10 protein-coding genes and 1 pseudogene are annotated in these 14295 nt (G+C 59.9%); 3 read left to right on the top strand and 8 right to left on the bottom strand.

The window, feature by feature from the left end; genetic code table 11:
- Window positions 1-161 precede the first annotated feature (161 nt).
- Complete coding sequence (locus AAEU42_RS13625) at window positions 162-2165, bottom strand: sigma-54 interaction domain-containing protein (protein ID WP_342234120.1); 2004 nt, start codon at window positions 2163-2165, stop codon at window positions 162-164.
- 490 nt (window positions 2166-2655) lie between these two features.
- Between AAEU42_RS13625 and AAEU42_RS13620 the strand changes: the two are divergent.
- Window positions 2656-2928, top strand: a pseudogene (locus AAEU42_RS13620) (HU family DNA-binding protein); the annotation flags it as partial.
- Window positions 2929-2997: 69 nt separating this feature from the next.
- Here AAEU42_RS13620 and AAEU42_RS13615 read toward each other — a convergent pair.
- Together AAEU42_RS13615 and AAEU42_RS13610 are read right to left on the bottom strand one after the other, a co-directional pair.
- On the bottom strand, window positions 2998-4074 hold the full coding sequence (locus AAEU42_RS13615; RefSeq protein ID WP_342234119.1) for a sensor histidine kinase: 1077 nt from the start codon (window positions 4072-4074) through the stop codon (window positions 2998-3000).
- Window positions 4075-4327: 253 nt separating this feature from the next.
- Complete coding sequence (locus AAEU42_RS13610) at window positions 4328-5212, bottom strand: hypothetical protein (protein ID WP_342234118.1); 885 nt, start codon at window positions 5210-5212, stop codon at window positions 4328-4330.
- Here AAEU42_RS13610 and AAEU42_RS13605 point away from each other — a divergent pair.
- On the top strand, window positions 5211-5924 hold the full coding sequence (locus AAEU42_RS13605; RefSeq protein ID WP_342234117.1) for a hypothetical protein: 714 nt from the start codon (window positions 5211-5213) through the stop codon (window positions 5922-5924). The two genes, AAEU42_RS13610 and AAEU42_RS13605, sit on opposite strands and share 2 nt — an antisense overlap.
- 187 nt (window positions 5925-6111) lie before the next feature.
- Window positions 6112-7905 (top strand): EAL domain-containing protein, encoded by a 1794-nt coding sequence (locus AAEU42_RS13600; protein WP_342234116.1) that lies wholly within the window; start codon window positions 6112-6114, stop codon window positions 7903-7905.
- Between the two features lie 262 nt (window positions 7906-8167).
- Here the strand turns inward: AAEU42_RS13600 and AAEU42_RS13595 are convergent, their stop codons facing one another.
- The 5 genes from AAEU42_RS13595 to AAEU42_RS13575 form a co-directional block, all read right to left on the bottom strand.
- The gene (locus tag AAEU42_RS13595) at window positions 8168-8857 is read right to left on the bottom strand and encodes an S-layer homology domain-containing protein (RefSeq protein WP_342234115.1); all 690 of its coding nucleotides are present in this window, start codon (window positions 8855-8857) and stop codon (window positions 8168-8170) included.
- A gap of 53 nt (window positions 8858-8910) precedes the next feature.
- Window positions 8911-9786: a chitobiase/beta-hexosaminidase C-terminal domain-containing protein gene (locus tag AAEU42_RS13590; RefSeq protein WP_342234114.1), complete on the bottom strand. Its 876-nt coding sequence runs from the start codon at window positions 9784-9786 to the stop codon at window positions 8911-8913.
- 273 nt (window positions 9787-10059) lie between these two features.
- The gene (locus AAEU42_RS13585; protein WP_342234113.1) at window positions 10060-11124 is read right to left on the bottom strand and encodes a GGDEF domain-containing protein; all 1065 of its coding nucleotides are present in this window, start codon (window positions 11122-11124) and stop codon (window positions 10060-10062) included.
- Between the two features lie 44 nt (window positions 11125-11168).
- Window positions 11169-13679, bottom strand: a complete 2511-nt coding sequence (locus AAEU42_RS13580) for an S-layer homology domain-containing protein (protein ID WP_342234112.1) — start codon at window positions 13677-13679, stop codon at window positions 11169-11171.
- Window positions 13680-13775: 96 nt separating this feature from the next.
- Window positions 13776-14153 carry a hypothetical protein gene (locus tag AAEU42_RS13575; protein WP_342234111.1) on the bottom strand — a complete coding sequence of 126 codons (378 nt, stop codon included), beginning with the start codon at window positions 14151-14153 and terminating at the stop codon, window positions 13776-13778.
- Between the last annotated feature and the right edge of the window lie 142 nt (window positions 14154-14295).

Here is a 14295-nt window from a genome sequence, read left to right as displayed (position 1 = left end):
TGTTCAGCAGGTTGACGAAAAGCGAGCCCCATTTACCCCGTTTATTGTAATAATGGGGGATAAATGGGACCCGCTTTTTGAGGGGATGTCCGTTGTACCAAAGGAGCGCAATGGGTGTTTCCTTGAGTTGTGGTCAAGTGGGGATGTCATTCATACCCCGGCTATCCCAGGTATGCCCTTCCGGAAGGAGTCAGTTCAATGCCCCGGCGGCCCCTGAATACGGAAATAAGTCCCCGGTCCGCCAGATCCTCTAATATCTCTCGGACCGCCGACTCTGTGAGGGGGCGGCCCTGCTGCTGCAGCTGGGTTCGGATGCTGCGCCGCCCCGCCCCCAGGCCCAACGTGTTATAGTGCCGGATGATGCCGAGCACCCGGACGGCCACATCCCCCTCCGCCGAAAGGGGAGAAGCTGTTCCCGCAGCAGTTCCCGCCGGGGGGAGGCGGCGCTGAATGTAAACGGGCAGGGAGCTGGGGGTAATTTCCTCCAGACCCAGATTTGCCAGGTATTCCACACAGTTGGCAAGCTCCCGTACATTTCCCTCGAAGGGATAGGAGATGATGGCCTCCACTGCCTGGGGAGAAAGGGTAAAGTGATAGTTGTTTTCATCCTTTAGATATTGGATGAGGTAGATGATATCCTCCTTCCGCTCCCGCAGGGGGGGGATAGAGAGGGGCAAGACGTTCAGACGGTAATAGAGGTCGCTTCGGAAGGCACCCTCCTGGATCATGCGGCCCAGATCTTTGTTGGTGGCGGCAATGACGCGTACGTCTACCGGGATGACGCTGTCCCCGCCCACCCGGGTGATCTCCTTTTCCTGAAGAGCCCGCAGCAGGCGGACCTGAAGATGGAGAGGCATATCCCCGATTTCATCCAAAAAGAGGGTGCCGGTGTGGGCCAGCTCGAAAAGACCCAATTTCCCCTCCTTTCTGGCACCTGTAAAAGCACCGCCCTCGTAGCCGAAAAGCTCGCTCTCCAGCAGGGATTCGGCGATGGCGCCGCAGTTTACCGCCACGAAGGGCCGCTGTTTGCGCCCCGAGAGATTGTGGATGGCCTGGGCAAAAAGCTCCTTGCCCACGCCGGTCTCCCCCGTGATGAGAACATTGGCCTCGGACAGGGCGATGCGGCGCGCTATATTTTTGGTGGACTGAATGGCCTCGCTGATACCGGCGATGTCGTCGATGGTATACTTGGCGGTGTGCTTTTTATGAATAAGCTGGCGGCGCAGATCGTTCTGCCGCTTTTCCTGTTCCCAGTAGTTGGAGATGCGCAGGTAGCCCACCTGGTCCTGGTGGTGGGAAATGACGTTGATGCTGACGATATACTGCCGCCCCCGGTAGGTGATGACCCGTTCCTGAAAGCCCTTGAAGCCGTTGGCGGAAAACGCGTCCATGGAGGGGAAGATGTCCAGAAGGTTCTTGCCGATCAGATTTTCCTGTGGGATACCCACCACCTTTTCCGCATAGCGGTCACAATATTCGATGATATTTCCGCTGGAGAGAAGCATCAACCCCTCCTGGGCCAGCTCGTCCAGCACGTCCTCGTGGTAGCTGGCTACGGTGATGCTTGGATTGAAGAAAAGTTCGGTTCGCATGCGCCGGTAGTAATCCTGAAAGGCGGGGCGGGTCAGCAGTTCCGGCATGCCCAGAGCACAAAAGATCTCCAGAATGGTGGAGACACTGAAATAACTGTGGGGAATCAAAAGAACCTTATGCCCCTCGGGGACCTGAAGGGAAGCCCGGCCAAACAGAAGCACGTTTTGGGCCAGTTTTCGCTTTTCGATGCCGGGATGCCAGACCGTCATGCTGCTGCGCCGGATGCCCAGCTTTTCCAAAAGCATCATCTTCCGGTTGGAGTCCACCAGCGTTCCGTCGCCCACAATGGAGAGAGGACCGGTCCGCTCCATGGCCTGGATCTGTTGAAAGGTCTCCTCTTCCAGGGTGTAGTAGGCCAGGACCACGGAGCTGACATGGGGAAGGTGCTGTTTGGTATAGGCAATGAAAAAAGGGCTGGTCAGGACGGCTACATCAGCCTCCAGGTCATCGGAGCCCAGGGCCGAGAAGAGCCTGGTCTCGATATTTACCGTCTCCGGCAGAAGTTCCGCAAGAGACTGCTGGTAAAAGTCAAGCCTCTGGGCCGTGTGCCCCAGAATCACAATCTTTTTCAAAGCCCTGCCCCCTTGTCTTGCGTCGATTTTTGTCTAGTATAGCATGTGCCTGGGATGATTGCAAAGTCTAGAGCTTATTTACCAATTAGAGAATAAACGGTTCCAAGCTTGGTATCGGTAACAATTAAGAAAGGAAATGAATATGTGAGCCTAATTAATTAAAAAAGACAAATTAGCCGTGGATGAAATCGTGGATAGCGTTGTCTCAACAAGAAGAAGGCTCTGTATAGCTAATAAAAAAGTTGTGCAGGGCTTTTTATTTAGAAAACGACGTTTGGTTATAGAAGCTTGAGGTGCTGATTTGTGCCGCAAATTATTTTTCGCGGTCCCCATATCAGGAGCGGCACGAGGAATCTGCCTCCCATCTGGAGGACTTACACCGTCTGCGTCGCCGCTCGGGAGGTTGCCATACTTGCATTCTTCTGCTGAATCGGCAATAATGCCATGGTGATATTTGTATCAATAAGTAAAAAGAAGGGGACCCGGCAAAAATAAAACAGATCTTATCGCCGCTGTGGCGGAGAAGTTTGGGCTGACCAAGAAAGATTGCGAGGCCGTCGTCAACGCCTACCACGAAACGATTTGTGAGACGCTCAAAGCCGACGGCAAGGTTCAGGTCGTGGGATTTGGTATTTATGAGCTTCGGCCCCGCGCCGAGCGCCGAATCCTTAATCTGCAGACCAAGGAAATCATGACTGTGCCCGCCGGAAAAACGCCCGGCTATAAGGCTGGCAAGGCCTTAAAGGATGCTGTCAATCAATGAGGATAAAAGAAGGAGCCCTCATGATGAGGGCTCCTTCTTTTACCTTCCTGCCCTGTGAAAAATAGTACATCAGACCTCATTGAGGCTATCCACAGGCAGACTCAGTGAGAGAATGACCCGGAGCATGCCCTGTTCTTGGCTAAAGTGCAGGACCCCGTCGTACTGCTCCACCACCTGTTTCATCAGCCGTAGGCCGATGCCGTGCCCGGGGTCAGCCTTTGTGGAGACGGGTAGGCCGTCCCGGAACTTTACGGGCCTGGGGCATGTGTTGACGCAGTCGATCTCCAAGGCCTGGCCGCTGCAGCGCAGCATCAGGTCTACCCGCCGCTCCGTGCCGGGTAGAGCCTCGGCGCAGGCGTCCAGGGCGTTCTGGAGGAGGTTGGTCAGCACTGTCGTCAGGTCCAATGTACGGATGGGCAGTTCCGCCGGTATGCTGAACGCTTCATAGTGGAAGGAAACCCCCTGTTCCTGTGCGTCGCGGCAGCATACGGAGAGGATGGAGTCGATCAGATGGTTACTCGTATAGGTGGGGGTGTGAGTGGTGCCCAGTGACCGGTCCACCAAGTCGCCTATGGCCGCCAGGTCACCTGTCTCGCTGAACCGCTTCAGCGCAAGCAGCGTTCCACGTATCTCGTGCCGTGTTTCCGCGAAGGCGTCCAGGTGCGCCGCCAAGGTGTTGTACTGGCGCTCACGCTCCTCGGCCAGAATCAAGATCGCCCGCCTCTGGAAATCCAGCCGCAAATTCTCCTGATAGACGTGGACGGCGTCGGCAATGAGGACCGCGGCGATGGCTCCAATCTGGAACAAGGCGCCGGTTTCCACCGGCCAGTGGATCAGTGCCGGTTCATACTGGGGATGGAGACGGTCGGCCAGCAGGGCGGCGGCAAAGAAAAGGGAGCCCGTGAGGAGTGGGAGCGAACGGGGTGCCCGCCGCCAGGCGGAGAGGCCGGCGGCTGTGATCAGGAAAGCGGCCACGGTGACTTTGTACCCTCCGATGGAGAGCGAGAAAAGCTGCCGGGCGGTGCCTCCCCATGTGCCGCCCCATATCTGGAACACCAGGGCCCAGACACAGAAGGAGATGCCGATTAGGCCGGTGGCTCGCTGGACAGTTCGGTGGATGCCGCATATTTCGCCAAAAATCGACATAAGAGCGGCAAAAACTCCATAATAACACACTCTGCAAATGATATACCACGCCTCAGTTTGTATCCCCGCCGTCTGAATGAGTACCCTGGAGACCGTACCAATATAACATAGGCACAGCAAAGCAAAGGCCAGGGCCAGGGACTTGCGGCCGGTGCGGACGCCCACGCACAGATAAAGCAGGGCCAGAAAGAGGGCGCAGCCTACGGCCAGTGCGGCCAGTAGACCGCACAAAAACAGCAGGAGCCAGACTGCGTCAGGAGTGCCGAAGGCCGGTGATGACTGCGGACAGCGTCAGCAGGAGAAATGCCAGGATACCAGCAAGGGCAGGTGGACGAGAGCGCAGTTCTGGACTGCCGGGAGGCCTGATGCTGCCATGAGGGGGTGCCGTGGCTGGCGAAACGGCGTTGGAAGGAGGCGCAGCCGTGTTTTCTTTAAGCGGGGTCGGCAGAGCCTCCGGGACTATGACCTCAGTATCCTGCGGCTTCCAAACAGGCGATGGTGCCGCCGTCGGCGCTTTTATGTTCGGGAGGGCAGTGGAGGGGGAAATCGGAAGAAGATCTGCGGACGCTTCCAACATGGGTGTAGCTGCCGGCGTGGGTACGGTCTCCGGCGGTTCTTTAACTGGGCTGGGCAATATTTTGATGGATTGGCCAGGTGGGATAATGGAGATACAATCTTGCTGTTCCATGGATTCGAGCGATTCATGCGACACATCCGGAGGCACCGCATGATCATCATTGATCGATGGACTTAGTTCTTCGCCCCCCCCCCAACCAAACGGTAGCTCCGGCGATCCGCCGCCGCCCGCGTATCCCCCGTCGTAGTCGCCGTTGCCGTGCTTTATGGTGACGGTGTCGTCAGCGTCAACCTGAACTTCCAAAAGATTTGAATAGGCCAGGCTGCCGTTTGGAAGTTCCTCCTCGATGTAAAAATAGGTTGTCTGCTCTGCCATGAGAGTTAAATTTAAGGAGATCAGGCTGCTGGTGGAGGAGTTGGTAATTGCCTTGGACCATGTTTTCTGCCCATCAATGGAATAGTAAACTTTTTGTGGGCCAGGAATGCGGGAGCTATACAGGTGCAGGCTGGTTGAACTATTATGGATCTCTGGACGTGGATTAGGGGTAAGCGGCTGCGCCATGCAGGCTCTTGGCGTCCAGGGGCATACGCCCGCGCCGGTGGCTGTTTATCGGTATGGCGGCTCCCTTTACCTAAAGCTCCAGCCGGATGGACAAATCACCGTGACCCCAAACTCGGCTAAGGCAGGGGGCCTGATCCGTTCTGCCAAACTGGTGGATTTGCTCCATAAGGAGATAGGGGACGGCAAGATGATCTCCGTCCAAGCCTTTGACGGTGGGGTGCTCCTCTCGCCCAAAAGCGTTCCCCTGACGGAAGAAAAGGAGTTCAGCCGTGGGGCAAGGATTGATGGGGAACTTGCGGCCAATCAATGTAACCCGGGGCAGCCTACGGTGGTGCTTAGGACGGATGCGATCGAATTTTCGTCCAAGACGGCTGCCTGCATGGGTGTCCGTCTCAGCTTGTACTCCAGCAACAGGGCCCTGGCCTTCGTGGATGATGTCCACGGCGGCCTGCGCCCACGTTCCTCCAGATCAAGAAAACAGATTAACTCCAGAACACTGACCCGTTTTATCAAATGCTTTTTTAGGTGCGGAGAACGCAAGGACTTAAGTGTTTATGCCGAAACCGGCCGCGTCATTATCTCAGAAAGCCCGCTGTCAGCAGAACAGGTGCTCCGGCTGCGTTGGAATAAGGTGCCGGAGGAATGGCTTGGTATAGCCGACGATGATCGGAATACGCCGCAAAACTGTGAAAGCAGGAAGCAGCTTATGTAAGGAGGAACGCCTGTGCCGAGAGACAGATCGCGCAGTACAGCACATAGTTCAGACTACCTGCATCTCAGTCTGCCGGGACCTGTGTACCAATACCAGAAACCAGCAGAGAGCCCATTTCCAAAGTGGAAGAGCAAAAAGAAAGAACCGGCTGTGGCCCCATGGCGTGAGCCGGAACAGGTGAAGAGCGATGAATGAGGGGCTGGCCGCTTTTATCCATGAGCTGGTTGAAGATTACTTTGTTCGGCGTGATTATCAAAAGCTGCTTGGGCTGCTTACCGATGACTTTTCCTTTATCGGAACCGGGATCAAGGAGGTTGGTCATAGCGGTAATATCGCCGAGTATTTTATTCGGGAGTTGGAAATATACAGCGGCAGCTTCCAAGTGAGCGAAGAAAATTGCCGCGTCACCATGCTGACTCCAGGCGTGGCCCTGGGTTTAGTTACTCTCTGCATAGAGAGCGACCCTTCCTCAGGGCTCGTGGTCCGGATGCCAATGCGCTTTACCGTGGTACTGCGCAGGGCGTCAGGAACCTGGAAGGTGGCGCACGTCCATAATTCCGTCCCCTATCAGGAACAGGGTGAGGAGACGTACTTCAACCACGATGTGGCCCGCCAGAATTATCATCTGTTGGAATCTGTGGCCCGGAAAATGGCTGAAAAGGAGGTCATGCAGGCCCGCCTGCATGATTCACTCACTGGCATCCTTAACATGGAAGGATTTGTAAAACAAGCCGGGGAGATTATCGATCAAAACCCGGGACTGACGTTTGCGCTGATGAAATTCGACATCAACAACTTTGGATACCTCAATGAGTCGTATGGATACGGCGTTGGAGACGAGATCCTGAAAGATATCGCGGAACATTTAGATGCCGCCTGCCAAGAGAACGAGGTCTGCGGACGGGTGGAAAAAGACAATTATGCGATGCTAATGGTTTTTCACAGCAAGATGGAGACTGATCGCAGGATGGATGAGCTTCGGGAGGAGCTTTTGGGCCGGGAACTTCGTGAGCGGGTTCAGGGTATCAGCTTCACCGCGGGGATCTATTTGGTGCCGCCCAAGAGCGTGGAGAGTGTCAAAAGAATGCTGGACAAGGCATTGCTTGCCAAGCAGAATCTGGTCCGTGCACCAGGCGGGCAAAGTCAATACGAATATTACACTGAGGAAATGGAAGAACGTCACCGCTATCATACCAAGCTGGCCGAGCTGGCCTCAGCGGCTTTACTCAATGGTGAGTTTCGGCTTTACATTCAGCCGCAGGTGGATCTAAAAACCCAATGCCCTGTTTCGGGCGAGGCCCTGGTCCGGTGGGTGCGGCCGGACGGCGGTATCATTATGCCCGATGATTTTATTCCGATTTTTGAAAAAAACGATTTTATAATACAATTTGATTTTTACATGCTGGACGTTCTCTGCCGGCAGATGCGCACATGGATGGACCTGGGGATCGCATTGACGCCCATCTCTATTAATCAATCCCGCCGGCACCTGCGGTCTCCGGATTATATTGATCGATTCTGTGCCGTGGTCGATCAATACGACATTCCGCACCGGTACATCGCGTTTGAATTAACGGAATCGGCGTTCATTCAGTGCGGTGACGTGATGCTTACCTTAGCCCGGGAATTACACCGCCGGGGGTTCCTGTTGGCCATCGATGACTTCGGCACAGGCTATGCCTCATTGAACCTGCTGGGCCAGCTTGCCGCCGACATTTTAAAAATCGACCGCAGCCTCCTGGCTGGTTTTGAGTACAGTCCCAGGAGCAAGACGATTCTCCGCAAGGTCGTTGAAATGGCGCAGGACACGGAAATGGTCAGCATTTGCGAGGGCGTCGAGACAAGGGAACAGGCCGATTATCTGCTGGAGCTGGGGTGTGACGAGGCCCAGGGCTATTTCTACTACCGTCCCATGCCGGCAGAGCAGTTTGAGACAACCATCCTTCGGCGCCGACAGGCTGGTGAGCTGCTGAAAAATTGAGGTAATCCTGCAACCCGGGAATTGAATAAATGTTCTTATGCCTTTTGGCTTTGGTATAGACGACTCTAAAAGTGGAAAACAGATGCTTGCCTCTAGGTATAATGGTGGGTGCAAGGCTTACCATCCTCCAGGGTAAGAATCCGTGTAGCCAGGCTCGAAAGGCGGACATAAAATGAGGGCGGCCGGCAGGCCGCCCTCTGAGTTGAAAGAATTACACTGAGATATCCAGCACTTTTATTTTGGGGCAGAAGGAGTTCTGGCTTCAACCAGCGTCTGGGGCGGTGACGTTCTCCGTGAACCGGTGGAGCATAGTGGCGACCTCGGCCCGGGTGGCGGTGTCCAGGGGATTCAGGTGGCCGCCGTCGCCCTGGATGATACCCGCGCCACAGGCCCACTGGAGGGCGGGAACAGCCCACTCGGATGCGTCAAAGGCGTCCGTATAGCTCAAAATGTTGGTGTCCTCCCCAACGCTCACGTCCAGCCCCTTGCACTGTGCGCAGCGGTATAGCAGGGCCGCGAGCTGTTCCCGTGTGATGGGGTCCTCCGGGCCGAACAGTCCGTTTCCATAGCCGTCCATTAGGCCCTGCTCCGCACACCAGGCCACGGCGTTGGCGTACCATGTGCCGGGGACCGTGTCGGTAAAGGCGCTGTCCGCCCCGGGAGCGGGACTGCCCTCCATCCGCCAGAGTATGGCGGCGAGCTGGGCGCGGGTGGCGGTGCCATCGGGGCTGAACCGCTTGTCGGCGGTGCCCTCCAGGAGGCCGCGTCCGGCGACAAAGCGGATGTCGTCCTCCGCCCAGTGCCCACCGATGTCGGTGAAGTCCGGGGCGGGCTTCTCGGCGATGCCGAAGACGGTGAAGTGGCCGGTCCGGCCGGTCACGGCTTTGGCGCTCCCGTCATAGCCGGAATCCGCCACGTACTGGACCTCGCCCGCGGCGTCCAACCAGGCCATTTGGAGCGCGGCGCCTTGCTCGCCCCTCTGGAGCGCATAGGGCAGGGTGACCGTCACCAGCCCCCGCCGAAGGCGGAAACCGTCTCTTTGCCGCTTGTGATGTTCAGCTCGTCGTCCGGCTCCAGGGTGTCCTTGACAGGCCCCTGAAGCTTTGCCGGCAGGGTTTCGCCGTTTTGCGTGATGTTGGTGAAGCCGTCATTGCCCTCCCCGTCCATGGCAAACAGGGGATCGGTGGGCGCCACCAGCCGGTTCAGCGAGGCGTCCGTAAGGGCGGTAAAATCAACCGTCTCAGGGCTGGGAAGGGCGCCTGCCGAGGGTTTGTACATCAATGCCGCGCCGGAGATCGATGGCAGACTCTCACGGTAGGTGGCGCGTTGACCGAAAACCGTGATCTCCTGCCCCCGTGTCACGCCGGGCGCGGTGGAGAACATCAGGTAAATGCCCCCCGTACTGTCCTGGAGGGTCAGGTTGGGTCCATCCACCGAGGTCACAATGCCGGTCGTTGTGACGGTTTCCCCGTCCGCGGCCTCCAGCGAGTCCTCAATCCCAAGAGAAACAGGCACGAAGGTGTAGGTAAAGGTGGACACGGAGCTGGCCTCCGTCCCCTTGATCGCGACAGCCTTTAGTACCGTATTACCCGCATCTGTTCTGTTGATCATAATGTAACCGGTGTATTTTTGACTGCCGCTGTCCGGCTCTTTGCCGTCCAGTGTATAGTAGATCTCCGCGCCGGAGGTCGTGGTCTCCAGGGGGACGGCAATAACTGTGCCGAGGGTATATACGCCGCCAGGGTAATCGGATGTGGGTGCGGCCACCTGCTCCCCAATGACAGGATCCGCGGGGAGAGCCGCCGCCCAAACAGCGGATGGTAATAGGGATAAAAGCATTGCGAAGATCAGGAGAATTGCTGGCGTTTTTTTGTGTTTCATCTTTAACGTCCCCTCTTTCCCGTTGGGGATCCCCAACGGGGCCGGATGCGCGCATACGGTCTGAAGATTCCTATGATACCACGGCAAAAGCACCCGCTCTGTTCACGCCCCCCTTGTTCCGGGTGTTCATCATGCCGCAATTCCGCCTTTTTTGTTCGGCCACAGCGGTCAGAGGTCTCACGCGCCTGCTGTGCAGGCGCGTGGAAGGGGGGTACCCCCCTTCCAATGGGTCTTATTCTCTTTTTTGCCGGGCGGCTTCCGCCGCCCGCGCACTTACAGCGCGGCGGACCTCCTGTCCCGGCTTTCGTCGTCCTCGGGCGCGCCGCTCTTTTGCAGGGCGGGCTGCAGGGGATAGAAGCAGAAGGAGAGCCGGATGTCCATCCTGTCCGGGGTGCGCGTGTGGAAGGCATTTTCAATGCGGGCAGTGATCCGGTCCGTGTGCTCCTGGGGCGCGCCCTGGGCCATGACGAGGAACTGGCAGGCGCTGTACTGGGTGTAGATGTCGCTGGTGCGCAGGGTCGTGTAGATACTCTCCCGCAGCTGTTCCACCAGTTGGTCCCGCTCCTCCAGGGCGATAAATTCGCCGTACTGGTTCATCAGGGAGACGAGGATGAGCTGGACGCTCTGCCCGGTCCGCTTGAGGCCCCGCTCCAGGAAGCGGTATACGGACAGGAAGGTGTTGAAGTCGTAAAAGCAGGCACCGGCGGCGGGAGTTTTCTCCCGGAGCTGTTGGCTGATGTATTTGATGTCGATGGAGGGGGGCTGTATCGTCTGCGGCGCCGCCGGGCCCGGGGTCTGCCGCCTGAGGGAGGCGTCGTAGAACCGGACGGTCATCGTCCGGGCCTGCTTTTCGGCCCGCATGGCGCTGTCCGCCCGCTCATACAGCCGCGGAAAGCTGTCGTTGTTCTGAGCAAACTCCGCGCCCGCGGTGACGTGGAACCCGTCCCCGATGCCGAGCGCCGCCCCCGCCTGGGCGATCCTGGCGTTGAGCCGCTCCATTTGCTCCCGCACCAGCCGGCGTGTATGGCGGCCCGTCAGGAAGACGGCGAACTCGTCCCCGCCCATGCGGCCGATGACGCTGCCCCTGCCGAAATAGTAGCCCAGCAGGCGGGCCAGCTCCCGGAGGGCCTTGTCCCCCATCAGATGGCCGTATTGGTCGTTGACGCTCTTAAAATGGTCCACGTCGATCATCAGCAGGACACCGGGGGTATGCTCCCGCAGCAGCGCGGCGACGCGCGCCTCCACGGCGCCGCGGTTGAGCAGCCCTGTCAGGGAGTCCTGCTGCGCGAGAAGGCGGAGGTGGTCGTTTTCCACTCTCAGCACATCAAGTTCTTCCATATCCGTGACCATCCCTTTCCGCTTCGGCGTAAATGTTCCGTGTGTCAGTCTTCCAGCGCATGGGCCAGGCGCTGGAACAGGGCGGCGGCCTCCGCCCGGGTGGCCGTGCCGGCGGGGTCGAAACGCCCGCCGTCCTTTCCCTGCAAAACGCCCGTGGTCCGCATGACCTCCACCGCGTCCACGGCCCAGCCCGCGACGGCGTCCCCGTCGGTGAAGGCCGCGGGGGCGGGGACCTGGGGCAGGGTCCGGCCCCAGGCTTGGAGATAATTTGCCAGGATGACCGCCATCTCCTGCCGGGTGACGGCCCGGTCGGGCTCGAAGGTATCATCGGAGGTGCCCCTCACGATGCCGCGGGCGGCGGCCCAGTCCACCGCGGCGGCGCAGTAGGCGCCGGCGGGGATATCGGTGAAGGCTCCGCCTTCACCGCCGTCTTGCGGGGAACCCGCGAGACGATAAAGAACCGTGACGAACATGCCCCGGGTCATGCTGACGCCGGGACTGAAGGCGGTCTCCGTGGTGCCGGTCATCAGGCCGCTGGTATAAACATAGAGCGCCGCGTCGTAGAACCAGTCGCCCTCCGCCACGTCCGTGAAGGGGTTTTCCGCCGGGGGCGCGGCCAGCGCCTCCAAGTCCGCCAGGGTGTACGCCCCGTCCAGCACGGCGAAGGGGGAGAGGCTGTCCGCCGCCACCGCCGCGTAGCCGTCCGCTACCTCCACGTCGGTGAGGACCAGCGTCCCGTCCCCGCAGTGGGCCACGGTGAGGGTCTTCCCGTCCATGCCCTCCGCGGGGAGGGAGACGGTGACGCCGCCCTTGGGGGCCTTGGAGAGGGTCAGGTCCCAGGCCCCCAGCACGTGACCCGCGTCCCGGGCCGCCCGGAGGAGGTCACAGCCCGGGTCCCCGGCGGCGTGGAGCTTTCCCGCCTCCACCGTCAGCTTGGCGGCGGAGTAGACCTGTTTGCCCGCCACCTTCACGCCGGTGGCCTTGTCGGTGAGGGTGCGGCGTTCGTAGCTGGGGCCGGAATCGTCGGAAGAGCCGCCCGTGCTGGGGATGGGCGAACAGAGCGCCGTCACCGTCACGTTTTCCGGGGGCATGGTAAAGATGTTGTTTTCCACCGTCACGGTCCCCGGGTCGGCCTGCCAGCCGTCGAACTGATAGCCGTCTATGGGCACGGCGGAGAGGGTCACGGTATCACCCGCCTGATAGCTCCCGCCTCCGGTGGCGGCGGCGTGTCCGTTTGTCTCCAACGTCACGGTATAGAAGGGGGAGGCGCCATCCACCGACCCGGTGATCGCGCCGCCGGGCAGATTGTTGACGGCGCCGCCGTTCGTAAAGGAGCCGCTGTTGCTGATGGTGCCGCTGTTGCTGATGGCCCCGCTGTTGTTGATGGTTCCGCCGTTGGTGATAGTCCCGCCGCTCTCCACGGTCAGGGTTGTGCCGTCGGGGATCGTCAGCGCCGCGCTGTCCGGCACCGTCAGGGTCACGCCGTCCGGGATGGTCAGGCCGCGGGGCAGGGTCACGCCGCCGTACACCGCGCCCTGATCCCCCTCGAAGATGACGCCGCCGTTCCTGGAGACGCCGTCGTTGGAGCCCACGCCGCCTTCTTCGGAGCCGTTGCCCCCGGCTCCAATGTGGTCGCAGCTCCCCCCGCCATAGGCGAACACCACGGCGTTTTCCCCGATTTGGATGGTCCCGCTGTCGCCGCCGAGCGTGAGGGAGTTGAATACGCCCCCTCCTCCGATGCCCGCGCCGTAGCCATGGCTGCTGCCGCCATGGGCCTCCACCCAGGCGGAGTCCCCGATGGTGATGGTCCCGCCGGGAGCGCCTGTATTAAACCCACCGCCGCCGCTGGCGCCTCCTCCGATGCCCGCGCTGTTGCCGGCCCCGAAGGCCGTCACCCGGGCGGTGCCGTCGATGGTGATGGTCCCGCCGGCGCCGCCCGTATAGTCTGCACTGGCGCCTCCTCCGATGCCCGCGGCAGTAGTGCCGACAGCCGTGACTGTTCCGCCGCTGATGGAGATGGCGCCGCCGTCAATTCCCTTGTAGGTTCCGTACCCTCCTCCGATGCCCGCGCCATATCCGCCGCCGGTGGCGGACAGGCTGTCTGCTTCGCCGCCGGTGAGGAAGAGCGCCGCGCCCTCCGGCACGGACAGGCCGGGGTAAAAGAAGCCGCTTTTCAGGACGCTGTCGCCGAAGAGGGTCACGCGGGCCGTTCCGCCCGGCGCCACCGAAAAGGCGCACAGGTAATCCCCAGTGGCCTCGATAGTCACGCCGTCCAGCGAGATCTCGGCCTCCACGCCGTCCGGCACCGTGATCACGGCCTTCGGATTACTCTGGGTGGCGCTCATGCTTCCCGTCCACTCGCCTGAGATGGTGTAGGGCCCGCCGCCGCCCAGCGTGATCTGGCCGTCGTCCGCCTGGGTGACGGCTTCGCCGGTGATGGTCAGGCCGTCATAGAGTACCACGTCCACCGCCAGCGCCGCCGGGGGCAGCAGTGCTAGCAGCAGGCAGGCGGCGGCCAGCAGGGAGAGCAGTTTGTGGGTGATGGGATGTTTCATGGTCGATTCCTCCTTCGAATCCGGGCCATTGTGGCCAGAGGTTTCACGCGCCTGCTCCGTAGGCGTGTGAAGAGAGGTGACCCTCTCCATATCTTCTTATCTCTCTCCGGCCTCCGGGCCGCCCTCCATGAGCCGGGAGAGGGCCTGCTCCATCTTCCGCCGGGACACCGGCTTTTGGCAGAAGAACGGGACACACAGCCGGTACGCCTGGACGCCGAAGTCCAGGTCGGAGAACCAGATGAGCTTCCGGGACAGGAGCTTTGCGCTGGTGATGGTGTTGAGGCCCTCCACGCCGTCCTGGGCCACGAGCACACCGTCCGGCAGCGCCCGCTTCACCGCCGCGTCCAGCTCCGGCCAGTCCGCGCAGCCGGTGACCTTCGCCTCCGCCCCCCGCTCCGCCAGACACCGCCGGGCCAGGTCCATCAGCCGCTCCCGCTCCGCCGCGTCATCGTCGCAGACGATCATGCTCCACATAGGCGCACCCCCTTTTTTAGGCCTTTTCATGATTTCACAATAGGGGGATCAAGGCGGAGTTTCAAGGGGGTGGCCGCAATTTGCGGTTTTTGGCCTCAAATTGCATTGTCCAAACCGTATTTTTGCGGTAAACTGGTTTTGG

Source organism: Pseudoflavonifractor phocaeensis, from assembly GCF_038439875.1.
Taxonomy (GTDB): Bacteria; Bacillota; Clostridia; order Oscillospirales; family Oscillospiraceae; genus Vermiculatibacterium.
This window is presented reverse-complemented; position numbering and strand designations above follow the sequence as displayed.

Bases quoted from the DNA above. Each gene is read 5' to 3' on its own strand.
- AAEU42_RS13605 (WP_342234117.1), top strand. From the start codon at position 5,211: ATGCAGGCTCTTGGCGTCCAGGGGCATACGCCCGCGCCGGTGGCTGTT.
- AAEU42_RS13585 (WP_342234113.1), bottom strand. From the start codon at position 11,124: ATGGAAGAACTTGATGTGCTGAGAGTGGAAAACGACCACCTCCGCCTT.
- AAEU42_RS13595 (WP_342234115.1), bottom strand. From the start codon at position 8,857: ATGGCCTGGTTGGACGCCGCGGGCGAGGTCCAGTACGTGGCGGATTCC.
- AAEU42_RS13610 (WP_342234118.1), bottom strand. From the start codon at position 5,212: ATGGCGCAGCCGCTTACCCCTAATCCACGTCCAGAGATCCATAATAGT.
- AAEU42_RS13600 (WP_342234116.1), top strand. From the start codon at position 6,112: ATGAATGAGGGGCTGGCCGCTTTTATCCATGAGCTGGTTGAAGATTAC.
- AAEU42_RS13590 (WP_342234114.1), bottom strand. From the start codon at position 9,786: ATGAAACACAAAAAAACGCCAGCAATTCTCCTGATCTTCGCAATGCTT.
- AAEU42_RS13580 (WP_342234112.1), bottom strand. From the start codon at position 13,679: ATGAAACATCCCATCACCCACAAACTGCTCTCCCTGCTGGCCGCCGCC.
- AAEU42_RS13615 (WP_342234119.1), bottom strand. From the start codon at position 4,074: ATGTCGATTTTTGGCGAAATATGCGGCATCCACCGAACTGTCCAGCGA.
- AAEU42_RS13575 (WP_342234111.1), bottom strand. From the start codon at position 14,153: ATGTGGAGCATGATCGTCTGCGACGATGACGCGGCGGAGCGGGAGCGG.